Genomic DNA, 23,703 nt, shown 5'->3' on the forward strand with positions numbered 1-23,703 from the left:
TATTACTTTAAACGACAATAATTGGATGACATAAAGATGGTAAGTCAACAACTTCAAACAGGTTGTAAACCTAACACAGGTCAATACTCTGCCATGCCAGATACTCCAAGCAAAGAGCTTGCTGATGCTTTATTTGCTGTTGCTGAGCACCGTGATAAACGTGCGTTTGCAATACTTTTCCAATATTTCTCACCAAAAATAAAACGTTTTGGAATAAAGCAGTTCGGTTCTGAAGCACAAGCGATGGAATTAGTTCAAGAAACACTAACCTCAGTTTGGCGTAAAGCACACCTTTACCATAAAGAAAAAGGTGCAGCGACAACTTGGGTATACACAGTAATGCGTAATGCCTCTTTCGATATGCTAAGAAAAATGAAGAGCAGCAAAGAAGAATGTATTAGTGAAGATATCTGGCCATTGATTGATGAAGCCGAGCCGGGCCAGCACGAATTTAGTGACCACTTAGAAGATAAACAGATTAAACAATACCTTGACAAATTACCGCTTGCGCAACGTGAAGTTGTGCGCGGGGTGTACTTTCAAGATATGTCGCAAGAGCAGCTTGCTGAGCATTTAAATATTCCCGTAGGCACAGTGAAATCTCGTCTTCGCTTAGCCTTGCAGAAGTTACGCAATGAAATGGGAGATCACCATGATTAAGCACCATCCTAGCAACGAATTACTTGCCAAGTTCAGTGAAGGTAATCTACCTGCCACTTTGAGTGTTGCAGTCGCTATTCATGTTGAAATGTGCCCTGTGTGTCAAAAAGAACTCGCTGCGCTTGAAGCGAAAAATGCTGACAATGTATTTACTGAATCAGCTACAGACTTGGATGATATGTTCGATAAAACACTTTTTGATGCCATCACCGCTGATGATTCAATTGATGAAGTGTACGAGCAAGAACAGGTGTCGGTTGATGTTAAAGATAAAACCTACACTTTACCTAGAGCGCTCACACGCATTGGCCACAGCAACTTTATGCAAATAGGTAAACTTGCCCGCTCTCGTATTGATTTAGAGGATGGCCCATTACGTGCAAGCCTGCTTCATATTGATGCGGGTGGTGAAATACCTGAGCACACACATACTGGATTTGAGCTCACTTTATTATTAGATGGGGAGTTTAGTGATGAAGACGGACACTATGTACCAGGTGACTTTATAATGTTAGATGGTCGTCACAATCACACACCAAAAACGATTGAAGGGTGCTTGTGCTTTACAGTTGTCAGTAGTGCCCTACACTTCAATAAAGGTATTAGTAAATTACTGAACCCAATTGGAAATCTTATCTATTAGTAGAGTTTATATGCAGCAATCGACAATTAAAATTGGTTTAAGCGCCTGCTTAGCAGGCGACAAGGTTCGCTTTGACAGCGGCCACAAAAAATCTAATTTTTGCATGGATGAGTTGGCTAACCATGTTGAATATAAAAAGTTTTGTCCTGAAGTAGCGGTAGGCCTGCCAATCCCTCGGCCAACTATTCGTCAAGTGCGTGTTGGCGATACTATTAAAGTGTGTCGCCCAGATGGCACTGGCGATGTTGGCCCTAAATTAACAGAATACGGTAAACGTGTTGCGACAGAACAAACTGCTGAGTTAAGCGGCTTTGTGTTTTGCGCTAAAAGTCCTAGTTGCGGTATGGAACGTATTAAAATCTACAACGAAGCGGGTACAGGTAATACCTCAGAAGGGGTGGGTTTTTTTGCTGAGCAAATTATGGCACATAACCCATTGCTACCATGCGAAGAAAACGGTCGTTTAAATGATATGCACCTTCGCGAAAATTTTGTAATGCGTGTTTATACCTACAAGCACTGGCAAACATTAAGTGAACAACCACTCACAGTACATAGATTGACTCAGTTTCATGCCCAATATAAGTACTTATTGATGGCTCATAACTACGAAGCTTACCGTAGCTTAGGAAATCTACTTGGCACTTTTGATGGCGAAGATATCCAAACTTTGGCTGATGAATATATTTTAGGGTTAATGACTGCCCTTAAAAAACCAGCTTCACGTAAAAATAACGCTAATACATTAATGCACTTGCAAGGTTATTTTAAAAAATCACTTTCTAAAGTTGAAAAGCAAGAACTGCGTGATGCCATTGATGAATATCGCCAAGGGTTAGTGCCACTTTACGTACCACTTACGTTAATAAAGCATCATTTAAAAGTGCACCCAAACGAATATCTTGCTAAGCAAGTGTATCTTGACCCCTATCCGAACGAATTAAAACTACGCTACGGAATTTAATGAATACATTATTTTGGTTTAGGCGCGATCTGCGCCTTTTTAATAACGACGCCTTGTATCAGGCAATCGAAAGTGGTTGCAGAAATGCGGTATTTTTTATTACTGAAAAGCAATGGCAAAAGCATGATGTGGCTGCTATTCAGCTAGATTTATTAAAGCGTAGGCTTAGCTTCTTGGGGGAGCTTTTAGCTAGCAAAGGTATTGAATTACATATTATTGATGCAGCTGATTACGCCGGTTGTGTTGAAAAGTTAGCGTCATTTTGCGAGCAACATCAAGTAAAAAATGTATACGCCAACAACGAATATGAGCTTAATGAAGTAAACCGAGATAAAGCCTTTTTACAGCACGCTGATAGTAAAGGGATTGCTTTTTACGCATACGACGGCGATGTAATTGCGCCACCGGGAAGCATCAAAAATCAAAGCGGCGAAATGTTTAAAGTATTCACGCCATTTAAAAATGCATGGCTAAAAGTTTATCAAGACACCCACTTTTATTTTGCTGAGCCGCCACAGATGTTCGAACCCATTGAATGGCAGCCAAGTGAGTTATTAGCCTCAGACGGCAACTCAGAAAAGTGGCCTGTTGATGATGAAACGCTCAGCCACGTTTGCGCGCGCTTTATTGAAGAGAAGCTAGCAACATATCAAGACCAGCGTGATATCCCAAGCATTAAAGGCACCTCTGGTTTAAGCCCTTACTTAGCACTTGGCATTATCAGCGTTCATCAATTATTGGCACTGATCCAACAGCGCCACCCAGATGTACTACGCAGCAGTAAAAGTAACTTATTTTGTTGGGTTAATGAGTTGATTTGGCGTGAATTTTACCGCCATCTTATCGCGATTTATCCAAACCTAAATAAATACGATAACTTTAATGAGAAATACAACGCCGTGAAGTGGCGTGATGATGACAGCGACTTTAAAGCATGGTGCGAAGGTAAAACAGGCTACCCGTTAGTTGATGCTGCAATGAGGCAGCTACTGCAAACTGGCTGGATGCATAACCGTTTACGCATGGTGGTCGCGAGCTTTTTAACCAAGCACTTATTAATTGATTGGCGTAAAGGCGAACGCTTTTTTATGCAGCATCTTATAGACGGCGACCTTGCATCTAACAACGGTGGCTGGCAATGGGCTGCAAGTACGGGGTGTGATGCTCAGCCGTATTTTCGAATTTTTAATCCTATCACCCAAAGCGAGCGATTTGATCCAGATGGTGAATTTATCCGTAAATATTTACCAGAGCTGGAAAAAATACCTGCTAAACAAATCCATTTTCCGCATGATTATTTAGCGAAACAGGGTAAGTCGAGCAGTTATTGGCCAGCAATTGTTGATCATAAAGCCGCGCGAGAGCGAGCGCTAAACGCATTTAAGGTGTGACATGGACAAGGCGATCCTTGATAGGTTTATTGATGTTTATCAATCACTCAATAAAGACAACTTACAGTTACTGGATGAAATTTATCACTCAGATATTCAGTTTGCAGATCCCTTGCATGCGGTAAATGGTCTTGGGGAGCTGCATGACTATTTTAAAAACCTCTATGCCAATGTGCTTTCTTGTGAATTTGCTATTGAAGACAGCTATGTTACTGAAAATATTCAGAGCAAAGACGACATCGCCTTTATTTATTGGACCATGCATTATCGCCATCCAAAGCTCAATAAAGGCCAAGCAATCTCGGTTGCAGGCCATAGTCGTTTAAAATTTGCTGGCGATAAAATAATCAATCATCGCGATTATTTTGACGTAGGCGCTATGCTTTATAGGCATATTCCAGTACTAGGCTCAGCTGTGAAATACATCGACAAAAGAGCGAGTGCATAATGACGACATTAATTACAGGTGCTACCTCAGGTATTGGCGAGTCGTTGGCAACGCTTTATGCAGATAATAATGAACAGGTCATTGCATGCGGTAGAAATACAGAAAAGCTTGCTAAATTGAGCCAGCATCAAAATATAGAGTCTTGCCAATTTGACGCAACAGACCTTCAAGATATTCGTTCGAGCACAGTGGCTTATACGCAATTTGACCGGGTTATTCTCAATGCTGGCAATTGTGAGTACATTGATGATGCTCGCAATTTTGACAGTAGTTTGTTTGAGCGGGTGATCACGACCAACCTGCTCAGTATGGGCTATTGCCTGGAGGCGTTATTACCAAAAATAAAGCCCGGTGGTCAGCTTGTAATCGTAAGCTCTAGTGTGACTTATTTACCCTTACCACGCAGCCAAGCATATGGTGCGTCTAAAGCCGGTGTAAGTTATTTAGCCAATAGCTTAGCGGTTGATTTAAAAGATGTAGATGTCACTTTAGTTCACCCAGGTTTTGTTAAAACGCCGCTTACAGACAAAAATGACTTTCCTATGCCTATGGCTGTGAGTGCAGAAAAAGCGGCAAATTATATTTATAAAGGGGTCGCGAAAAGGCGCAAAGAAGTGCATTTTCCGCACCGTTTCACCTTCATTTTAAAATTTTTAAGAATGCTTCCTACGCCACTTTGGCTGAAGCTTGCAAAAGGATTATCACGTTGAAAAAAGTGGCTGTTATTGGATCTGGCATAGCGGGTTTAAGCTGTGCGCACCTATTGCATAAACACTACGATGTAACCGTATTTGAGAAAAACGACTACATAGGTGGCCATACTGCAACCATAGACGTAAAAGTTGATGGCGTTGAGTACGCTGTTGATACAGGCTTTATTGTCTTTAACGACCGAACTTACCCATATTTTGAAAAACTACTTAAGCGCTTGGGCGTTGAACGTCAGAAAACCCAAATGAGCTTTAGTGTGCATAACGAACAAACCGGCTTTGAATATAACGGCCATACTTTTTGGAGTTTGTTCGCACAAAAGCGCAATATCTTTCGCCCTAAATTCTGGAAACTTTTAAAAGACATTGTTCGCTTTAATGATGTATGTAAATCATTGCATGCTGAACAAAATTACAAGGAAAATCAAACCCTAGGTGAGTTTTTAGACGAGCATGATTTTAACGAGTTCTTCCGTTTTCATTATATCTTGCCGATGGGCGCTGCTATTTGGTCAACAAGCATTAAAGAGATGGCACAAGTTGGCGTAGAGTTTTTTGTTAAGTTTTTTTATAACCACGGTTTGTTGGATATCACTAATCGTCCGCAGTGGTATGTTATTCCAGGTGGCTCTCGCGAATACATTAAACCTATGATCCAAGGTTTTGCTGATAAAATTCGTTTAAATAGTAATATCAGCTCGGTATCTCGAAAAGATGATAGTGTGCATGTCCATTTCGATGATGGCCATAGTGAAACATTCGACAAAGTTGTGTTTGCTTGCCACTCAGATCAAGCTTTAAAGCTGTTATTAGACCCTAGCGAAGACGAAAAAAGCGTTCTCTCAGCCATACCTTATACGGCTAATTCAGTGGTACTACACACTGATACTTCACTTTTACCAAAACGCAAAGCCGCATGGGCGAGCTGGAATTATCTGTTAAATAACAACACAGACAAAGCCGCAGTGGTGACTTATCAGATGAATATTTTGCAAGGCATTAAGAGCGAGACACAATTTTGTGTCACGCTTAACCACCTTGAAGGCATTAAAAAAGACAAAATTCTGCGTGAGTTTACTTATCATCATCCGGTATTTAATAAACAGTCGATTGCCGCTCAGCAGCAAAAGTCTCTTATTGACGGTAAAAATAATAGCTATTTTTGCGGTGCGTACTGGTACAACGGCTTCCACGAAGACGGTGTAAGAAGTGCTGTAAACGTGGCAAAGCAACTCGGAGTCGAGTTTGAATAGCGCCATTTATGTAGGTGATGTTCGCCACAGGCGTTTTGCCGTCAAAGAGCATCACTTTAAATACCCGCTTTATATGATGTGGGTCGATTTAGCTAAGCCTGATGAGCTTAATGGAGTTCATCCTTGGCTTGGCTTAAGTGGTTTTAAGGCGCTTAAATTTAATCAGAGCGACTATTTTAATTATCAAACCGATATGCAGCTGCCACTCAAGCAGCGTGCACTTAATAAAATTAAAGAGCTTGGCATTGACGATGAATTTACCCATGTTTTTATGCTCGGACAGGTGCGCTGTTTAGGAATTTATTTTAGCCCGGTTAACTTTTTCTTCTTTCAAAATGGTGATGGCGATTTCACTCACATGCTTGCTGAAGTGAGCAATACGCCTTGGAATGAGCGTCATTATTATGTCGTACCCCTTGAAAAAAAAGTGAACTTTAAAAAGGTTTTCTCCGTATCACCTTTCATGAACTTAGATATGAACTATCATTGGCATATTAGAATGAATTCTGATAACACCATGATTCATATTGAAAATAAAAAAGACGACACTCTTTTGTTTGATGCAACCCTGCGTTTGCAAAAGCACCCTCTCACGAAAGAACAGGTTAGTGCCGTGCTTAAACAGTTTCCGGCTATGACGTTAAGTATTTTTAAAGGTATTTACCTTCATGCTTTGAAGTTGTTTTGCAAACGTGTGCCATTTATTGGCCACTCGGGCAAACAAGAGAATTCAACTAGGTGATGTGATGGAAAAAGTATCAAATTTAACACAAGCCCAAACGACCGGCTGGATGACAAAGCTTTATAAAAAACTGGTAATAGGTGCATTCAATAGTATCAATGTCGGTTGCATTACCCTAAAAGAGGGTAATCAAAAAGAGCAATTCGGTGACATTACAAGTGATTTACACGCAACGGTCACGGTAAATGATGCTGCTATGTATAAGTCATTTGCGTTATCTGGCAGTGTGGGTGCCGGAGAGGCTTATATTCTTGGCTATTGGGATTGTGACAACCTCACTAAACTTATTGAAATATTTGCCCTTAATCAAGATCAGCTAGATGCATTCGAGAAAAAATTCGCCTTCTTAAGTGGCATTGCGCATCGAGTTAATCACATTAAAAATAAAAACTCAGCAAGCGGTTCAAAAAAGAACATTGCGGCGCACTATGATTTAGGCAACGATTTATACAGTGCATTTTTAAGTGACGAAATGTTGTATTCATGTGCTGTTTACCCGTCAAAACAAGCTAGCCTTGAACAGGCCCAAGAGCACAAACTAGCATTGATTTGTGAGCAGGTTGATTTACAACCAGGTAATTCGGTGATTGAGATTGGCACAGGGTGGGGCGCCTTTGCGATTTATGCAGCAACACATTTTGATTGCCATGTAACGACGACCACCATTTCAGATGAGCAATATGCCTATGTTGAACAAAAGGTTAAAGAGCTTAACCTTGAGCATAAAATTACTTTATTAAAGCAGGATTACCGCCTCTTAGAGGGCAAGTACGATAAGCTTGTATCAATTGAAATGATTGAAGCTGTCGGTCATGAGTATTTGCCTGGCTTTTTTGCAAAATGTCAGTCTTTATTAAAAGACAGTGGTGCCATGCTTATTCAAGCAATCACCATAGCTGATCAGCGTTACAGCCATTACCTTAAAAATTCCGATTTCATTCAGCAGTACATCTTCCCAGGTGGCTGTTTACCTTGTTTAGACGAAATGAATAAGCAAATAAAGCAGCAAACAGACATGGTTGTGCATAGTGTAAAAGATATTGGTGTTCACTATGCAAGAACACTGGCTGATTGGCGCGAGCGCTTTGTCGCTAGCTGGCCTGAAATAGATAAAGTCAAATTTGACCAGCGATTCTATCGTTTGTGGTTATTTTATTTAGGTTACTGTGAAGGTGCGTTTAGAACCCGTGCTATCAGTACAGTTCATTTAGTTGCCCGTAAACCTCGTTTTGGCCATTCTGGCGATGATATCGCGCTCGATTATTAATTTTACTTTGTTTCAAGGAGTCTGGTTTATGGCCTTACTCCTTGAGCATAACTCTCTGATACCCGCTTTAGCTGTTGTCGCTTTGATGATTTACCTATCAAAGCAACGCCAGCAAGATATTTGGCTACTCTTATGTGGCTTGCCTCTCGCACTGGGCTATGAATGGCTTGCCAGCAGCTTAAATTTACTTGCCTTTAAAGTAAGCCCCTTTCCTTTATGGCTTGCTGTACTTTGGGCTGCACTGCTGTTAACCATTAATACTTCGATGCAGTTTTTACAAAAGCTGCCTTGGTATATTGCTTGGGGTGTTTGCGCGTTATTTGCTCCTGCTAGTTACTACGCTGGAATGCGCTTTGAAGTGCTTAATACTGAGCTCGTTCTTTGGCAGTTTTGGTTGGTTTATGGTTTGGGGTGGGCAAGTATGTTTATGGCGATAATCGCTATTAATAAGCGATTTTTAGCGGCTAAATGATCAGTTTTAGGTGGTTTTTCGTAGTGTTTGGTAACACAACTTTAAGGATTATTTGATGAAACAGTCACTTAATTTAAGTTTATTTGCTGCGTTACTGTTCTCTGCGGGTGTGTATGCAAATGGCTTTAAAACGGTGGGCCAAGCGAAAATGGAGTATCTGTTTTGGGATGTTTATAACGCTAAATTAGAGACCCCATCGGGTTCGTATCAGTTTGGCCAACACCCCAGTAAACTTACACTCACTTATTTGCGGGATTTCGATGCGAAAGACATCGTCAAAGCAACCAACGAGCAATGGCAACATTTAAAGCTCAATGACATGGTAGGTGTTTACGATAAACAATTATTAGCCCTTTGGCCTGATATCAAAAAAAACGATTCGTTGTCGTTTCAAACCAACGAGCAAGGGATCGGTACTTTTTACTTTAATGACAAAGAGCTAGGTCAGATCGATGATAATAAATTCGCTGACAACTTCTTAGCAATTTGGTTAAGCGCCGACACGTCTGAACCATCACTTCGTAAACAGCTTATTGGAGGGAAACATGATTAAGCTCAAAGCACTCTTTATTTTCGCTATGGTACTGTTAATTACCAGCTGCTCTGCGCCAGATGTTGATTATTATCAAGGAACAGAGCCTAAGTTTGACTTTAAGCAGTTTTTTAGTGGTGAGCTCAAAGCCTACGGCGTTGTGCAAGACCACAAGGGCGAGTTAACACGTAAGCTGGTAGTAGACATGCAAGCATCTTGGAACGGCAATCAGGGAGTGATTGACGAGCAATTTGTTTATGATGATGGCGAAACGCAAACCCGTGTTTGGTACATTACCATTAATGATGATGGCAGTATCACAGGGACAGCATCAGATGTGATTGGCGAAGCAAAGGGTGAGAGCAATGGAAGCGTGTTCCATTGGACATATTCTGTCGAGCTTCCATATGATGGTAGTACTTTAGTGGTAAATTTCGATGATTGGATGTACTTGGTAACACAATCACGCTTGATAAACCGTACCGCTATTGATAAGTTTGGCTTTGAGGTCGGGGAAGTTACCTTGGTTATCGAGAAAATTGAATGATGGTTTGGCTATCATAAAATTTTGTGATGGAAGTTAAATTAAGTCTTTATTAATACTGATGTCACTAACCTTGTGATTGATAGTTAAATAGTAGTCATTTTTGAATAAATTACGTAAAAATAGCAATTTGCTGTTGCTAACTTCTCAAAAATGCATAAAGATAGGTTTTGCGAAGGCAAAATAATAACGAATAGGAATCTAACAATGAATAAAGCTCAATTAGTTGAAAAAATTGCTACTGATGCAGAAATCTCAAAAGCGGCAGCAACTCGTGCACTAGATGCATTCACTGGCGCAGTTACTAGCTCTCTTAAAGAAGGTAACTCAGTAGCATTAGTTGGTTTCGGTACTTTCTCAGTAAAAGAGCGTGCAGCGCGTACTGGCCGTAACCCACAAACTGGTGCAGAAATCCAAATCGCAGCAGCAACTATCCCAAGCTTTAAAGCGGGTAAAGGTCTTAAAGACCAAGTTAATCCTTAATAGGATAACTTACAAATTTTTGAAAAAAGGGCTTATAGCCCTTTTTTTGTATCTGGAGTTTTGTCGTGCTAGCGAAAAAGGCTTATGCCTTTAACGCTTTATCACCACGACCAATGCCAACCGCACCTGAACGTACAACCTCAATAATGTCTGATTCATGGCGCAGGGTATCAAGGAAAGATTCGATCTTTTCTGTGCTCGCTACAAGCTGTAGTGTGTAGCTGTGGCGACCCATATCTAAAATAGCCCCTTGAAATACATCAGCAACACGCGTTACCGCTGCACGAGTGGTTTCATCTTGGGCAAAAACTTTCACCAATAATAGCTCACGCTCGATGTGCGCCATTTCGGTTAAGTCAATAATCTTTAGAACATCTACTAGCTTGTTCACTTGTTTAGTGATTTGCTCAACGATGCGATCATCACCCATAGTTGTAATGGTAATTCGCGAAAGAGAATGATCGTCAGTCGTGCCAACAGTAAGGCTATCGATGTTGTAAGCGCGCTGTGAAAATAAGCCTACAATGCGCGATAACGAGCCAGGTTCGTTTTCTAGTAAGATTGATAAAATACGGCGCATTATGCTTTTACTCCTTTACGTAACCACATATCATCGACTGCCCCTAGCTTGATTTGCATAGGGTAAACATGTTCTTTTTCATCTACACAGATGTCTAAAAATACCAATCTGTCGTTTATAGACATGGCTTTTTCAATAGCAGGCTGAAGCTCATCAATATGATCAACGCGAATACCTACGTGGCCATAGCTTTCTACTAATTTTACGAAATCAGGAAGTGATTCCATGTAAGAAGATGAGTGACGACCTGAATACATCATATCTTGCCATTGACGTACCATGCCCAATGAGCGGTTATTCAATGACACAACTTTTACAGCTAAATTGTATTGTAAACATGTTGATAGCTCTTGAATGTTCATTTGGATTGAACCATCACCCGTTACACAGATAGATTCTTTTTTAGGGAAGGCAAGCTTAACGCCCATTGCCGCAGGTAAACCAAAGCCCATGGTGCCTAAGCCACCAGAATTAATCCATTGGCGAGGGTGTTTAAACGGATAATACTGAGCTGCAAACATTTGATGCTGACCCACATCAGAGCTAATGTAAGCATCACCATTGGTTGCTTTGTAAATTGCCTCGATAACGGCTTGTGGTTTGATTTTATCGCCATCAGTGCTGTAGCTTAGGCATTTTTGTTCACGCCAGCTAATAATTTGACGCCACCAGTCTTCTTGTGCAGAACGATCAATAGAAATAGGACTCTTATCAATCGCCGTTTGTAACTGCTCAAGCACTGTTTTCAAGCAGCCAACAACCGGGATATGCGCTTTAATTGTTTTAGAAATAGAGGTTGGGTCAACATCAACATGAACGATAGTGGCATTAGGGCAGAACTTTTTAACGTTATTTGTTACCCGATCATCGAATCGAGCGCCCAAAGCTAAAATAACATCAGCATTTGCCATGGCTTTATTTGCCTCAAGGCTACCATGCATACCTAACATACCAATAAAGTTAGGGTGAGTACCGCTGATACCACCTAGGCCCATTAAGGTGTTAGTGATAGGCGCGTTTAATGATTCAACCAAGTGAGTTAGTTGCTCAGAGGTATTTGATAGAATAATGCCTCCACCTGAGTAAATAACCAGTTTTTTAGCTTCTAAAATTGCGCTAACTGCTTTGCGAATTTGTTTTGAGTGGCCTTTAGTGTTCGGGTTATAAGTTCGAAGTTCAGTTGTTTTTGGAAATTCGAATGGGAACTTTAGCTCAGGATTAAGCATATCTTTTGGTAATTCAACCACAACCGGGCCAGGGCGGCCTGTACTGGCTAAGTAGAATGCTTTAGCTAAGATTGTTGGAATATCTTTTGCGCTACGGCAGTTATAGCTGTGCTTTACGATAGGGCGAGAACAACCAACAATATCAGTTTCTTGGAATGCATCATCACCAATTAAACCAGTAGGAACTTGGCCAGATAACACCACCATTGGGATAGAATCCATGTATGCTGTCGCGATACCTGTTACACAGTTTGTAGCGCCAGGGCCTGAAGTTGCTAGCACCACACCGACTTCACCGGTAGCACGGGCATAACCATCAGCCATATGAGTAGCGGCTTGTTCGTGACGTACTAAGATATGTTCAATATCTTCTTGTTGAAATAACGCGTCATATAAATCAAGAACAGACCCGCCAGGGTAGCCAAAAATATACTTAACATTCAATTCTTTAAGTGCCCGAACAACTAGTTCGGATCCATTATATTCAGTTGTACTCATCCTCATTCCTCTGTGTGTGCAAGCAAAATGCATAAAAAAACCCCCGCATATGGCGGGGGTTTTTTAAAAAGCGTGCTTTCACCTTTTAATAGCCTCCCGCTGGGCTTGTAACTAAGACCAGTACGAGAACGTTGACGACTAAAAGGTGACGGCGAATATTCATTATTTTTTAATTTTCTTCTAAAAAATGCACAGCCGACTAGATGGCTGCTGTTTAAAAAATGTTAGGAGTATTTTTAAGCGTTTTGGAAACTGATGTCAACCGCAAATGTGGCTTTTTGCATTAATTTTTCTGTATTTTTATTTTTTGATATTTTTGTTGCATCTACATGCTTAATTGTCATTGTTTGGGGTGTAACTATGCATTGAATTGTTCGTGTGGCAAATTACTAACTATACCAATAGATAATGCATTTACGTTACTGCCTTGCATAACTTAGCTACTATCAGAATCGGATTCTTTTTATAATTAGACACCCACCTTAACACCTTGCTACCATAATATTTTTTTAATTAGACACCCACTTTAACACCTCTCTACCATAAGGTTTGGTTAATTTTAAAAAGACAGCCAACTTAAATATTTAACCAGACACCCATCTTATTTTTAATAAGAATCAGCTAAAAGAGATGTAAATTATTCAGAACAAGTTGAATTGCTGGGAAAGTAGTGATTTTTTCATTGCTATTAATTAAATTTCAGCCTTATGTGCTGAGTTATTTTTTAGTTTTACACACTGGTCAGCGATAGTTGCAAAAGTTGTTATGCCTCTAGAATTTAAAGGATTGGATTTGTAAAATTGATTTCTGGTGTCGAATGCGTAACTAAGTAAATAAGGCTAAGCTATTAGTTATAGAGCTTCTTCGTTTTCGCTTCATATGATTTGTATAAGCTGTGATTGCTTGTTCCTTACCTGCAGTATTTTTAAATGAGCGTGTAAATGACGTGGTGAGTGTGAGCCAGTTTTCTGTACAGATGTTTAACCTTTCAAGTATTGGTAATGCCTCTTTTGGGATTTTCCCAGGCTTATCCTCTCGGATTGAGCGGCCAGTCCAATCAACAAGTTGCAGGTATGTTTTGAGTTCAAATGGTAGTCCCTTAGGCATATGTTTACGAGGCTTACCTGCAAAGCGCATAAGCGATTTTGGTTGCTTATTATTTTGAGCTGCATTAAATCTAGATTTAATACTGGTGTAGTCAGATTGCTCAGGTAAATCAGCCGCCTTAGCTCGTACAGGGTTCAAGTCAACATAAGCAAGACAAGCGGCAAGTGCTGCTTCATCAAGTAAAGCTTGTGATTTAAAGCGACCTTCCCAAAATCGTCCGTTGCACTCATCTTCTTGATTCGCTTTTCGTGCAATGCTCTCATTAAGAACTCGCATAAACCAACTAATGCTGCTTAGCCGTTCTCTATATAAATTTACTCTGATATTAACCGCAGAAAGCTCTGCTTGTGTTAGCAATTCGCCATTTAAGAACCGTTGGCAAAGGAATGTACTTTTGAATAATTTGTGCCATCTAATAAGAATCGCTTTATTATTTAGGCGCTTTGCTTTTGCTATATCAATGTGAAGAACTAGATGTGTGTGATTACTCATAACCGCGTAGGCACATATATCAATACAAAATATCCTGCCAAGTTGAAGTAGTTTCTTTTCAACCCAATCCCGCCGGTGTTCATATGAACGACCAGTTAGTGGGTCTTGTCCGCACAAATAAGCGCGACGAACGCAACGTGAAATGCAGTGATAATAAGGTGTGTTTGAAACGCTAATTAAGTTTCTACGTGGGGTTGCCATGCTCTTCTCCTCCATGAGTTGAACAATTTAAGTTTAGTCATAATTTTGAGAAGTGAGAAATTGTAAGTTGGGTGTCTAGTTAGTCTTCTGGTTAGTCTTGTGGAAGTGTAGTGGTTAAAGTGGGTGTCTAGTTTTATGTTGAGGTTTTACTAAAAAGATAAAAGTGGATGTCCAAATAAGCTAAAAAAATAAAAGTGGATGTCCAATTAAGTATTCTAAAAAGATAAAAGTGGATGTCCAAATAAGCTAAAAAAATAAAAGTGGATGTCCAAATAAGTATTCAATTTAGTAGAGGGAATAAAAAAGCCAGTCGGAGACTGGCTTTTGCAAAGAGGTGTTTAAGGGTTATTAGCTTGTCATAAGCCTTAAACAAGTATTCTCTTATAGACGCTCAATTACAGCTTGAGTGAAGTCTGTAGTACCGTGGCTGCCGCCTAGGTCGCGAGTTGTACGGTCGCCTGATTTGATAACATCAGCAACTGCGCTGCGGATGCGCTCTGCAGTGTCGCCCATACCTAGGTGCTCTAGCATTTGAATAGATGCTAAGATCACTGACGTTGGGTTTGCAAGGTTTTTACCAGCGATGTCTGGTGCGCTACCGTGTACAGCTTCGAAGATTGCTGCATCTTCACTGATGTTAGCGCCAGGAGCCATACCTAAACCACCAACAAGACCAGCACATAGGTCAGATAGGATGTCACCGAATAAGTTTGTAGTAACGATTACATCAAACTCATCAGGAGTCATAACTAGTTTCATACAAGTTGCATCAACAATCATTTCTGTTGATTCGATTTGTGGGTAACGCTCAGCTACTTCACGTGCAACTTTTAAGAATAAACCAGATGTAGATTTAAGGATGTTAGCTTTGTGTACAGCAGTTACTTTTTTACGGCCTTCACGTACCGCTAGTTCGTATGCAAAAGTAACGATTTTTTCTGCACCTTCACGGGTGATTTTTGACATTGCTTCTGCTTCGTTACCATCTTCAGAAACCACTTGGCCAAGACCTGAGTACATGCCTTGAGTGTTTTCACGAATAGTGATGATGTCGATGTCGTCGTAACGAGCTTGTGTACCTGCGAATGATTTAACAGGTCGTACGTTAGCGTAAAGACCAAACTTTTTACGTAAAGTTACGTTGATTGAAGTGAAACCTTCACCAACTGGCGTCGTTAAAGGACCTTTTAAAGTGATCTTGTTACGCGCGATTGTGTCGATTGTTTCTTGCGGAAGTAACTCACCAGTTTTTTCTAGGGCAGCAAGGCCAGCATCAACGAATTCATAATCAAAATCGCAACCTGCAGCTTTAAGGATCTCAAGTGCTGAATCAATAATGCTAGGACCAATGCCGTCGCCTTTGATCACTGTGATGGTTTGTTTAGCCATTTACTTTTCCTATTTATGAGTAGATAAACACGTAAACTTATCGCGAAATAGCATGCGATTTACTTGTTAGAGGGTTTACGTGGATGTGTTTGAAAATTTAAGCGGCTTTTATAGCAATTTATTCAGCTTTTTGCCAGTTTATCCTGTGAATACTGACTATAAACAGACTAAAGTTCATATTTATTTAACGTTTTCGCACTTTTTAACAACACAATCTAAAAATTGTCTGCAAATTCATAGTTTTTCAGATATGCATAAAAATCTGCTTTTGATTGCCAACCAGCAGCCGATAAGCTGTCGAAAATAATCTGTTCTTGCCAACTACTAAATAGCGCTTTGGGTTGAAAAACATAATAAGTAAATAGCTTAATCGCGACCCAATGTTTTTCATTGATATCGAGAGTTTGTTTTTTATGTTGCTCACTACCAAGTAAATGCTGTGTCCAACTGTTATCGCCAATTAGTTGATTTAAATACGCCGTTAGTGGCTCTTGATTTAAGTGGCTAACCCCAAACAAACAGGCAAGCGGCGGGCTTATTACTTGCTCTTCGGCCTGCTCAAATACAGTTTTACGAGAAATACTGGTTGCTTGATGTTCACAAAGATAGAGAACATAGGCATATAAGGGCAAAGTAACTTGCTCAAATTGAATAGAATCGGTTTGCTTAAATAGCGCCTGAATAATGCGTACCATATTCTCAAGGCGCTTAGATATATGCTGAAAAAGCGGGTGAGAGGTGGTTGCAACCAAGCGTTGAAATAATACTTTTTGAATAATCGCAGGGGCGTTATCGTATCCGACCATAGATAAACAATGGCGCAAGTCTTTAGCTCTTTGCTGCTCTTTATTATAGGGTTTAGAGGCAACGGTAAGCTGTGTAATCAATTCAGGGTAGGGGCTTAAAAGCTTATTTAAGCCACGGTAGCTATATTCTTGCGATACTTTTAACGTGCTAATTAACGCTAGATAGTGCTGCCTACGCTGCTGATTTATTGGCTGTGGCTCAGCAAAGTTAATGTTTTCACTAAACCAAACTGTGTACAGCAAACGAGAGTCTTTACAATGCCTTTGTTTGTCAAAAATAGTTAAGCTTGCTTTGAAGCGATGCCAACGAATTTTTTCAGGGCGGCTGGCATCAACCAATATATGGCGGCCATGTTCATCTGTGGCTAAATAAATAAGTACTTGTTCGGCGTACTTTACTTCACTAGCCGGAATGTAAGGGCCAATATGCGCAATCAGTGCTTTTATAGCATTTTGGGCAAATTCGTTAGGGGTGCGTAAATAAATATCAGCTAAGGCTTTGTGAACACTAATGTGACCACCCGACTCGCGGTAAGTCGTATTCATGGCAATAATATTAGCCAAAGCAACTAAGGTTGTTGCGCCATCGTAAATCATAATTTTCGGCGCGCTTAATAAGGCTTGTTTATATTTATTTAAACGCGCTAATAAATGCTGAATAGAAAGCGTATGTGGGCCTGAGTCTTTTAGTAATTTTGCTGCTAATTGATGGCGGCACTGCCAAAGCTTTTTATCTTGAGCCGTCAGGGTCTGTCCTGCGGCCAATTTGTTGCTTTGGGATTGCACGCAGAGGTAGTTGGCTAAACAGCAGCTAATAATTTGTTCGCTAATGGCTTGGTTGTAGTTAAGGCTGCGGCACAAAATACAGGCTACAACACATTGGTTTACAACTAAGTTTGTGGTGTAACCATGGTTCGGAACATACAAGCTTAGTTGTGCTTGCATACCTTTTGGACAGGCTTGATACAGCAGGTAATAACGCTCAGCTAGGTTACTTAATAAAGGGAAAATTTGTGACCATTTTTGCTTTTGATGATAAAGCTTAAGTAGCTGGTGTGTACTATCAAATAAGCGTGCCAATTCCCGTGGCGTCACGTTTTCCATCATAAGCGGCTAGGTTTCTTGTTGATAGCTTTCATAGGCACTTGGCCCCCATAATACCAGCTGACCATTTTTAAATAGTAGGCCTGTGCACTCATCGATGGTGGTTATGCCATCAGATTTAACATGCTGAGTGCGGTAAAAAATAATCTGCCAAACATTGTCTTCGACTCGTTTAGCATAGGTTAGATCGGGGCTACCTAAATAATCAAGCACCGCATTAAGGTTTTCAGGCTTATCAATCGATAGTTTTGCGATATAGCGTTTATTAAAAGCTTCACGGTCTTGCCAGATCATGGCTTGCGGATCATCTTTATAAAAAGTGATCACTAGGGTTGCTATCAGTGCATAAACACCTAACCCAAGTACCAGATATTGGAAAACCTTTTTAAACATGTGTAACTCTATAAAACTAACGCGAATTTTCAGTATACGCTCAGTTGGCAAACTGTGCTACGAGATTGCGACTAATTGAGCCTTAACTGCTTTAAACTAAAGCCTAAGTTAATATCGGTACGCAGCATAACAAGGTTTTTTGATATTACGAACATGTCCATTTCTGAACTCAGCTTACGTTTAAGAGTCGGGTTTAGCTCATCATCGTTCATGGCCGCTTCTATCGACTCATAATCGTTTATTATTTGCTGCGCCGACTTATTACCTATCCCTTTAACGCCCGGAATATCATTGGTTTTATCACCAGCTAAAGCCCAAAAATCAGCAAGCCGATGTTTTGGTACATCGAAGCGCTCCTTGATATCTTCAAGCTCAATATACTGTTTTTTGAAGTAATCAAATATTGCAATTTGCTCAGATAAAAACGGCAAAAACCCTTTATCTGTCGAAACGATGGTAGAAGGCACATTATTAGATGCGGCTTTGTAAGCAAGAGTAGCAATTATATCGTCGGCTTCATCATTATCAGGTGAAAACACCACAATGCCAGTGTCTTCAATTGCTTGTTTAAAGCGTGATAAGTTTTGCTTGAGGGTGTCAGGCATTGGTGAACGAGTGCTTTTGTAGGCCTCAAAGTAGTGATAACGCCAACTTCTTTCACCATCAAACACGGCAATCGCGTGAGTCGCATTCGTTTGCTGGCGTAACTTTTTGCAAGCATGTGCCACTCGGGCACAGCTTGCTTTTATCATATGCTCTTCACTGTGATGACTCTGATTACTATCAACAGCATAGATGCGCCTAATAAGATTTAGCGCATCTATTAAAAGTAATTGGGTTGTCACATAGGCTCCTGTTAGGCTTTGATCTCATAGCAAGGAATATACTTACTGCCAGGCAACTTCATTCGGCCTTGCTCAACAAATGCTGCCAGTAGTTTGTCCATATCAGCCATAAGCGCAGGTTCACCACTTAGCACAAAGCGGCCATGTTGTTTGATGGCTTGTAAGCCTTCGTCTTTAACATTACCAGCTACAATGCCTGAAAACGCACGGCGTAAATTAGCTGCGAGTTGCTGAGTTGGTTGATCTAAATGTAAATCTAAGCTCGACATATTAGCATGAGTTGGTGCAAACGGCTGTTGGAAATCATGATCGATTTTTAATGTCCAGTTAAAGTAGTAAGCATCACCTTGGCTTTTGCGGTATTCGCGCACTTCAGCCATCTTCGCTTTAAGCGTTTTACCAACTCGCTCTGGATCATCGATGATCACTTCAAACTTATCTAGCGCCGCTTTACCGAGTGTTTTCTCAACAAATTTACACAGTTCAATAAAGTAGTTTTCACTTTCTTTAGGCCCAGTTAAGATCACTGGTAAACATTGTTTTTCGTTATCTGGGTGAAGCAAAATACCTAAAAGGTATAACAGCTCTTCTGCAGTACCCGCACCACCTGGGAAGATAATAATGCCATGGGCTGTACGAATAAATGCCTCTAAACGTTTTTCGATATCAGGCAAAATAACCAGCTCGTTTACAATCGGGTTAGGTGGCTCAGCGGCAATAATGCTTGGTTCGGTTAAACCTAAGTAACGATTATTAGTAATACGTTGCTTGGCATGGCCAATAGTGGCACCTTTCATTGGGCCTTTCATTGCACCAGGGCCACAGCCGGTACAAATGTTTAAGCCACGAAGGCCAAGCTCATAGCCAACTTGTTTGGTATATTTGTATTCCACTTCATTAATAGAGTGACCGCCCCAACAAACTATCATGCTCGGGTCACTATTTACTCTCAATGCGCCTGCGTTTCGCAGCATATCGAATACCATATGAGTAATGGCTTTTTGCTCTGTTAAGTCTTTTTCGTATTTTTGACAAATAAACAGAATATCGCGAATAACCGAAAAGATATGTTCATGAATACCGGTAATGATTTCGCCGTCAACAAAGGCAGATTCCGGTGGATTTTCAAGTTCGATCTTAATCCCGCGTTCGCGGCTTAATAAGCGAATATCAAAGTCTTCATATTTATTGTAAATTTCTAAGCTTGAATCGGTGTGGCTGCCCACATTGAGAACCGCAAGCACACAGTTCCTAAATAATTTATAGCGCTCGCTGGTGGATGATTGTTCGAGTAGATCAACTTCTAGTTGCGATAGTAAATCCAGTACACCTGTAGGATTCAGTTGTTTTAACATAAGCACTCTCCCGGCTCGTCTATGAGCCTTTATCATTGTGTGTCAAAGACCTCACATACTAGATGAGGCCTTTATTTGCTAATGCAAACTCTATTTCGTCCCTCATTCTTGGCTTTGTATAGTGCTTCGTCTGCACGGTCAAAGGCAATCAGCGGGGTATCACCTTTTTTCAACTGGGTTGCACCAAGAGAAATGGTGATTTCTACTTGCTTATTTTTAAATTTAAACGGAATGCCTTGAATTGTTTTGCGCAGTTTTTCAAGCGGCACAGTGGCATTTTCAATCGACATTCCACTCATTAGTAACACAAACTCTTCGCCGCCGTAACGGGCAATAAAGTCTGATTTACGAATTGATTTTTGTAATGCTTTAGCAATTACTTGCAGTGTTTTATCACCGGCACTGTGGCCATATTGATCATTGATTGATTTAAAGTGGTCTACATCAATCACTACAAAGGTAATGTCTGATTCTTGCACATTAAATAAGTTAAATTCGTGGTTAAAGCGCTCATCAAACGCTGCACGGTTTGGCAACTTAGTTAGGCCATCGAGTAAGCTTTTAAAGCGCTGCTCATTTAGGCGCTGCTTGTAGGTCGAAAGCTTGGTTTCTAAATGACTAATGCGGCTATTAATATCGTTAAAGCTAGCGAGTAAGCTTTCGCGTTCTGTTTGTTCTAGCTTTTCTTTTGCGATTAAATCATCACTTAATGATTTTAATTCTTCTTCTACAAGCTCTTTAAGGGAAGAAATAGACGTTGCTTGCTGTGTTTGCGTATGCAGGTTTTTAATCTTTGCTTCAATTTGTTTGTTAAGCGTGTCGTATTCAGCGCTCAGAGATTCTGAATGCTTGCTGGTAGAAACAATGGAATGATGTAAATCTTCGATTGTTTGATTTAATGAGATCAAAAAGCTTTGCGCTGATTGGCGCTCTTTGCTCATATTGCGCGTAACGATGCTGATAATATTCAGTGCAGAATCAAGCAGATCGTCAACACTATCATTGTGGGTTATTTTACTTTTGATAGTCTTAATTTGCTCGGCACTTTCATCTTCGAGCACTAAGTCATTGGCAAGAGAAAGCAGCTGTGTGGCAAGCTCTGGTCTTATTTGTGCCTCAGCTGTACTTGTTGTTGCAAGCTTGGCTTGTAAGGCTTGATGATAAATTAAAATCAGCTTTGAAAGTAGTGGCACAAAGTCATGATTAGACTGAATATTATTTAATTCGTGATCGAGTAAATAACGTAGCGAGCGACGAGCATCTTCAGGCAAGCCTCGTACTTTTTGCAGCTGCTTGCCAGCGTCAGTGACGCTTTCATTTAGCTCACGTTGCAGTGCCATTTGCTTAGTTTCTTGTTGTTTTAACAGGCCAAGCACATCATCGATGAAGGGGGTGAGTAATTCGAATTTAACCCCTTTTTTAAGGGCATTTCTAAATTTCGCTAAACGATTATCTAGTTCAATGTCTAGTCCTTTACAGCTTAGCGATAATTTCGCTGCAAACTGAGAAAGAACTTCAACTTGATGTTTGCGCGCATCTTCGACCACTGTTCGAGCGTCGATCGCTTGCTTTAACTTTTTATTAAGAACATCATGCTGTTGCTGCACCTAGTAATACCGCCATCAAAAATTCAAATTTCTATTAGCTAAGTTTACAACAAATTAATACGAAATGTAGGTTCCAAGTCAAAAACTTAGCTATTTTGTCTATCAAACTTGTTGCAATGGCTGTTTATCGGTTTTTAATTCACATTTTTTCTCGCAATTGTTAGGCTGTTTCGCAATTTTGATAGTAATAAAAAGAGTTGTTATGAAAAAGTTTTTGGCAATGTCTATTTTGGCGGCCTGTTCTAGCAGTGTGTTTGCAGATGTAAACTACTCACTGTCTATCACTCAGCCAGAGCACCATTTAGGTAATGTAAGTGTTGAGTTTCCGCAAACAGCACAAGCACATTTAGATATTAAACTTCCAGCTTGGCGTACTGGCCGTTACGAAATTTTAAATCTTGCCAATGGCGTGCGCTTTTTCGAAGCAAAAGATGATGATGGTAAGGCTTTAAAGTGGGAAAAAATTGACCACAGTACTTGGCGTGTTCATCTAAACGAACCTACTCAAGTCAATGTAGATTACCAAGTTTACGCTAACGAGCTAGGTAAACGTGCTCGTCATATTGATGACAGCCATGCCTTCATTGATGCATCTGGCTTTTTCATGTTCAGCGAATCATTCCGCCAAGACCCAGTTAAAGTTGAGCTAAATGTACCAAAAGAATGGCGCTCAGTATCGGGTATGGAAAATGCGGGTTCTAAACACAGCTTTAAAGCCGGTGATTACGATATTTTAGTTGATTCACCAATCGAAACGGGTATCAATGAACTACACAAGTTCACTGTTGATGGTCGTAAATATGAACTCGTTATTTGGGGTGAAGGCAACTACGATGTAGATCAAATGCTAACTGACCTTAAAAAGCTAGTGACGACGGGCAACGTAATTTGGGATAACTACCCATATGAGCGTTATGTGTTTATGGTACATGCTACGTCAGGTGCAGGCGGTGCAACAGAGCATTTAAACTCAACAATTATCCAGCGCCCACGTGACCGTTTTGGTTCTCGTAAAGATTACCTTGCGTTTATCAGCACCGCAGCTCACGAATTTATTCATACTTGGAACGTAAAAGCATACCGCCCTAAAGGTATTGCGCCGTATGACTACACCAATATTAACTACGCAAAAACATTATGGATTGCAGAGGGCTCAACCAGCTACTTTGAAGATCACTTAATGGTGCGCGCTGGCATTGAAACAACCGATGAGTTCTTCGGTACGCTAACGAAAACTGTTAATCGTCACTTACAAACACCGGGTCGCGAAGTACAAAGCGCAACTGAAACAAGCTTTGATAAGTGGATCAACCAAGGCGGCGACCACGCTCGCAACTACAGCACCAATATCTATTTAGAAGGTGCATTGATTTCAATGGCGCTTGATATTGATTTGCTAGAAAAAAGCGATGGTAAAATCAGTTACCGCGACGTTCACCGCGCGCTTTATAACAAGCATCGTTTACCAGATGGTTTTACGCCAGATGATGTTAAAGCAATTTTAAAAGAGCTTACAGGTCGTGATTATAGCGCTTGGTGGCAAGCGAATGTGGATGAGCCAGCTGCTATCGACTTTGATGAGCTACTTGCAAAAGTAGGCTTAGGTTTAATTCGCCCTGAAGGCGCAAAATCAATACCTAGTATTGATTCGTTTGCAAAAAACAGCGGTGAGTTATTAACCCTAACTCATGTTCGCCGTGGTGGCGCTGCATGGCAAGCAGGCTTAACGACTGATGACAAAATTGTTGCGTTTAACAAAAAGCATGTTGGTAAAGATTTAACAGCCAGCCTCGAAACGTTTAAAGCAGGCGACACAGTGACTGTTGATTTCATTAGACGCGATGCATTACAAAGCACAACGCTAACACTTAGCGAAGACTTTGATAAAGAGAAAAAGGTCAAAGCATTAAAAGATGCAACACCAGCTCAAATGGCATTGTTTAAAGCGTGGATGGGTGTTGACCACCCAAACCAGGCAAAATAATAGGCAA

General features: G+C 40.5%; 23 protein-coding genes. 14 read left to right on the forward strand and 9 right to left on the reverse strand.

The window, feature by feature from the left end:
- Window positions 1–36: 36 nt before the first annotated feature.
- From AUR67_RS03470 to AUR67_RS03530, 13 genes are all read left to right on the forward strand, one after another.
- Window positions 37–660 carry a sigma-70 family RNA polymerase sigma factor gene (locus tag AUR67_RS03470; protein WP_054562364.1) on the forward strand — a complete coding sequence of 208 codons (624 nt, stop codon included), beginning with the start codon at window positions 37–39 and terminating at the stop codon, window positions 658–660.
- Entirely contained in the window at window positions 653–1,303 is a 651-nt protein-coding gene (locus AUR67_RS03475; RefSeq protein ID WP_058584141.1) for a ChrR family anti-sigma-E factor, read from the forward strand. The genes AUR67_RS03470 and AUR67_RS03475 overlap by 8 nt, the downstream gene beginning before the upstream one ends.
- A 10-nt stretch (window positions 1,304–1,313) precedes the next feature.
- Window positions 1,314–2,267, forward strand: coding sequence for a YbgA family protein (locus AUR67_RS03480; protein WP_058584142.1), 954 nt, complete (start codon window positions 1,314–1,316; stop codon window positions 2,265–2,267).
- A complete protein-coding gene (gene phrB / locus AUR67_RS03485) occupies window positions 2,267–3,658 on the forward strand; it encodes a deoxyribodipyrimidine photo-lyase (protein ID WP_058584143.1) in 1,392 nt (463 codons plus the stop codon). The genes AUR67_RS03480 and phrB overlap by 1 nt, the downstream gene beginning before the upstream one ends.
- Window position 3,659: 1 nt before the next feature.
- Window positions 3,660–4,106, forward strand: coding sequence for a nuclear transport factor 2 family protein (locus AUR67_RS03490; RefSeq protein ID WP_058584144.1), 447 nt, complete (start codon window positions 3,660–3,662; stop codon window positions 4,104–4,106).
- Window positions 4,106–4,816 (forward strand): SDR family NAD(P)-dependent oxidoreductase, encoded by a 711-nt coding sequence (locus tag AUR67_RS03495; protein ID WP_058584145.1) that lies wholly within the window; start codon window positions 4,106–4,108, stop codon window positions 4,814–4,816. Before AUR67_RS03490 ends, AUR67_RS03495 begins: the two co-directional genes overlap by 1 nt.
- Window positions 4,813–6,069, forward strand: a complete 1,257-nt coding sequence (locus AUR67_RS03500) for an NAD(P)/FAD-dependent oxidoreductase (protein ID WP_058584146.1) — start codon at window positions 4,813–4,815, stop codon at window positions 6,067–6,069. Before AUR67_RS03495 ends, AUR67_RS03500 begins: the two co-directional genes overlap by 4 nt.
- On the forward strand, window positions 6,062–6,811 hold the full coding sequence (locus AUR67_RS03505) for a DUF1365 domain-containing protein (protein ID WP_058584147.1): 750 nt from the start codon (window positions 6,062–6,064) through the stop codon (window positions 6,809–6,811). Before AUR67_RS03500 ends, AUR67_RS03505 begins: the two co-directional genes overlap by 8 nt.
- Window positions 6,812–6,815: 4 nt before the next feature.
- On the forward strand, window positions 6,816–8,078 hold the full coding sequence (locus AUR67_RS03510) for an SAM-dependent methyltransferase (RefSeq protein WP_058584148.1): 1,263 nt from the start codon (window positions 6,816–6,818) through the stop codon (window positions 8,076–8,078).
- Entirely contained in the window at window positions 8,056–8,550 is a 495-nt protein-coding gene (locus AUR67_RS03515; protein WP_058584149.1) for a DUF2878 family protein, read from the forward strand. The genes AUR67_RS03510 and AUR67_RS03515 overlap by 23 nt, the downstream gene beginning before the upstream one ends.
- A 55-nt stretch (window positions 8,551–8,605) precedes the next feature.
- Entirely contained in the window at window positions 8,606–9,103 is a 498-nt protein-coding gene (locus AUR67_RS03520) for a chalcone isomerase family protein (protein WP_058584150.1), read from the forward strand.
- Entirely contained in the window at window positions 9,096–9,629 is a 534-nt protein-coding gene (locus AUR67_RS03525) for a DUF3833 domain-containing protein (RefSeq protein WP_054562353.1), read from the forward strand. The genes AUR67_RS03520 and AUR67_RS03525 overlap by 8 nt, the downstream gene beginning before the upstream one ends.
- A 204-nt stretch (window positions 9,630–9,833) precedes the next feature.
- Entirely contained in the window at window positions 9,834–10,109 is a 276-nt protein-coding gene (locus AUR67_RS03530; protein ID WP_004586404.1) for an HU family DNA-binding protein, read from the forward strand.
- An 82-nt stretch (window positions 10,110–10,191) separates the two neighbouring features.
- Here the strand turns inward: AUR67_RS03530 and ilvN are convergent, their stop codons facing one another.
- The 9 genes from ilvN to AUR67_RS03575 form a co-directional block, all read right to left on the reverse strand.
- On the reverse strand, window positions 10,192–10,689 hold the full coding sequence (gene ilvN / locus AUR67_RS03535) for an acetolactate synthase small subunit (RefSeq protein ID WP_054551998.1): 498 nt from the start codon (window positions 10,687–10,689) through the stop codon (window positions 10,192–10,194).
- Window positions 10,689–12,413, reverse strand: a complete 1,725-nt coding sequence (locus AUR67_RS03540) for an acetolactate synthase 3 large subunit (RefSeq protein WP_058584151.1) — start codon at window positions 12,411–12,413, stop codon at window positions 10,689–10,691. Before AUR67_RS03540 ends, ilvN begins: the two co-directional genes overlap by 1 nt.
- Window positions 12,414–13,238: 825 nt before the next feature.
- On the reverse strand, window positions 13,239–14,213 hold the full coding sequence (locus tag AUR67_RS03545) for a transposase (RefSeq protein ID WP_058584152.1): 975 nt from the start codon (window positions 14,211–14,213) through the stop codon (window positions 13,239–13,241).
- A 381-nt stretch (window positions 14,214–14,594) separates the two neighbouring features.
- Window positions 14,595–15,602 carry an isocitrate dehydrogenase gene (locus tag AUR67_RS03550; protein ID WP_054563906.1) on the reverse strand — a complete coding sequence of 336 codons (1,008 nt, stop codon included), beginning with the start codon at window positions 15,600–15,602 and terminating at the stop codon, window positions 14,595–14,597.
- 215 nt (window positions 15,603–15,817) lie between these two features.
- Complete coding sequence (locus tag AUR67_RS03555) at window positions 15,818–17,515, reverse strand: hypothetical protein (protein WP_152996473.1); 1,698 nt, start codon at window positions 17,513–17,515, stop codon at window positions 15,818–15,820.
- Between the two features lie 6 nt (window positions 17,516–17,521).
- Entirely contained in the window at window positions 17,522–17,905 is a 384-nt protein-coding gene (locus AUR67_RS03560) for a DUF3192 domain-containing protein (RefSeq protein ID WP_054563904.1), read from the reverse strand.
- A 71-nt stretch (window positions 17,906–17,976) separates the two neighbouring features.
- Complete coding sequence (xni, locus tag AUR67_RS03565) at window positions 17,977–18,750, reverse strand: flap endonuclease Xni (RefSeq protein WP_058584154.1); 774 nt, start codon at window positions 18,748–18,750, stop codon at window positions 17,977–17,979.
- Window positions 18,751–18,761: 11 nt separating this feature from the next.
- Complete coding sequence (ppnN, locus tag AUR67_RS03570; RefSeq protein ID WP_058584155.1) at window positions 18,762–20,105, reverse strand: nucleotide 5'-monophosphate nucleosidase PpnN; 1,344 nt, start codon at window positions 20,103–20,105, stop codon at window positions 18,762–18,764.
- Window positions 20,106–20,176: 71 nt separating this feature from the next.
- On the reverse strand, window positions 20,177–21,712 hold the full coding sequence (locus AUR67_RS03575; protein ID WP_058584156.1) for a GGDEF domain-containing protein: 1,536 nt from the start codon (window positions 21,710–21,712) through the stop codon (window positions 20,177–20,179).
- Between the two features lie 202 nt (window positions 21,713–21,914).
- Here AUR67_RS03575 and AUR67_RS03580 point away from each other — a divergent pair, with 202 nt between their 5' ends.
- Window positions 21,915–23,696, forward strand: a complete 1,782-nt coding sequence (locus AUR67_RS03580; protein WP_058584157.1) for a M61 family metallopeptidase — start codon at window positions 21,915–21,917, stop codon at window positions 23,694–23,696.
- Window positions 23,697–23,703: the final 7 nt, after the last annotated feature.

Origin of the sequence: Pseudoalteromonas sp. XI10 (assembly GCF_001469895.1) — a bacterium.
Lineage (GTDB): Bacteria > Pseudomonadota > Gammaproteobacteria > Enterobacterales > Alteromonadaceae > Pseudoalteromonas.

Bases quoted from the DNA above. Each gene is read 5' to 3' on its own strand.
- ilvN (WP_054551998.1), bottom strand. From the start codon at position 10,689: ATGCGCCGTATTTTATCAATCTTACTAGAAAACGAACCTGGCTCGTTA.
- AUR67_RS03555 (WP_152996473.1), bottom strand. From the start codon at position 17,515: ATGATGGAAAACGTGACGCCACGGGAATTGGCACGCTTATTTGATAGT.
- AUR67_RS03525 (WP_054562353.1), top strand. From the start codon at position 9,096: ATGATTAAGCTCAAAGCACTCTTTATTTTCGCTATGGTACTGTTAATT.
- AUR67_RS03580 (WP_058584157.1), top strand. From the start codon at position 21,915: ATGAAAAAGTTTTTGGCAATGTCTATTTTGGCGGCCTGTTCTAGCAGT.
- AUR67_RS03530 (WP_004586404.1), top strand. From the start codon at position 9,834: ATGAATAAAGCTCAATTAGTTGAAAAAATTGCTACTGATGCAGAAATC.
- AUR67_RS03480 (WP_058584142.1), top strand. From the start codon at position 1,314: ATGCAGCAATCGACAATTAAAATTGGTTTAAGCGCCTGCTTAGCAGGC.
- AUR67_RS03490 (WP_058584144.1), top strand. From the start codon at position 3,660: ATGGACAAGGCGATCCTTGATAGGTTTATTGATGTTTATCAATCACTC.
- phrB (WP_058584143.1), top strand. From the start codon at position 2,267: ATGAATACATTATTTTGGTTTAGGCGCGATCTGCGCCTTTTTAATAAC.
- AUR67_RS03470 (WP_054562364.1), top strand. From the start codon at position 37: ATGGTAAGTCAACAACTTCAAACAGGTTGTAAACCTAACACAGGTCAA.
- AUR67_RS03550 (WP_054563906.1), bottom strand. From the start codon at position 15,602: ATGGCTAAACAAACCATCACAGTGATCAAAGGCGACGGCATTGGTCCT.
- AUR67_RS03475 (WP_058584141.1), top strand. From the start codon at position 653: ATGATTAAGCACCATCCTAGCAACGAATTACTTGCCAAGTTCAGTGAA.
- ppnN (WP_058584155.1), bottom strand. From the start codon at position 20,105: ATGTTAAAACAACTGAATCCTACAGGTGTACTGGATTTACTATCGCAA.
- AUR67_RS03545 (WP_058584152.1), bottom strand. From the start codon at position 14,213: ATGGCAACCCCACGTAGAAACTTAATTAGCGTTTCAAACACACCTTAT.
- AUR67_RS03510 (WP_058584148.1), top strand. From the start codon at position 6,816: ATGGAAAAAGTATCAAATTTAACACAAGCCCAAACGACCGGCTGGATG.
- AUR67_RS03515 (WP_058584149.1), top strand. From the start codon at position 8,056: ATGATATCGCGCTCGATTATTAATTTTACTTTGTTTCAAGGAGTCTGG.
- AUR67_RS03520 (WP_058584150.1), top strand. From the start codon at position 8,606: ATGAAACAGTCACTTAATTTAAGTTTATTTGCTGCGTTACTGTTCTCT.
- AUR67_RS03540 (WP_058584151.1), bottom strand. From the start codon at position 12,413: ATGAGTACAACTGAATATAATGGATCCGAACTAGTTGTTCGGGCACTT.
- AUR67_RS03495 (WP_058584145.1), top strand. From the start codon at position 4,106: ATGACGACATTAATTACAGGTGCTACCTCAGGTATTGGCGAGTCGTTG.
- AUR67_RS03560 (WP_054563904.1), bottom strand. From the start codon at position 17,905: ATGTTTAAAAAGGTTTTCCAATATCTGGTACTTGGGTTAGGTGTTTAT.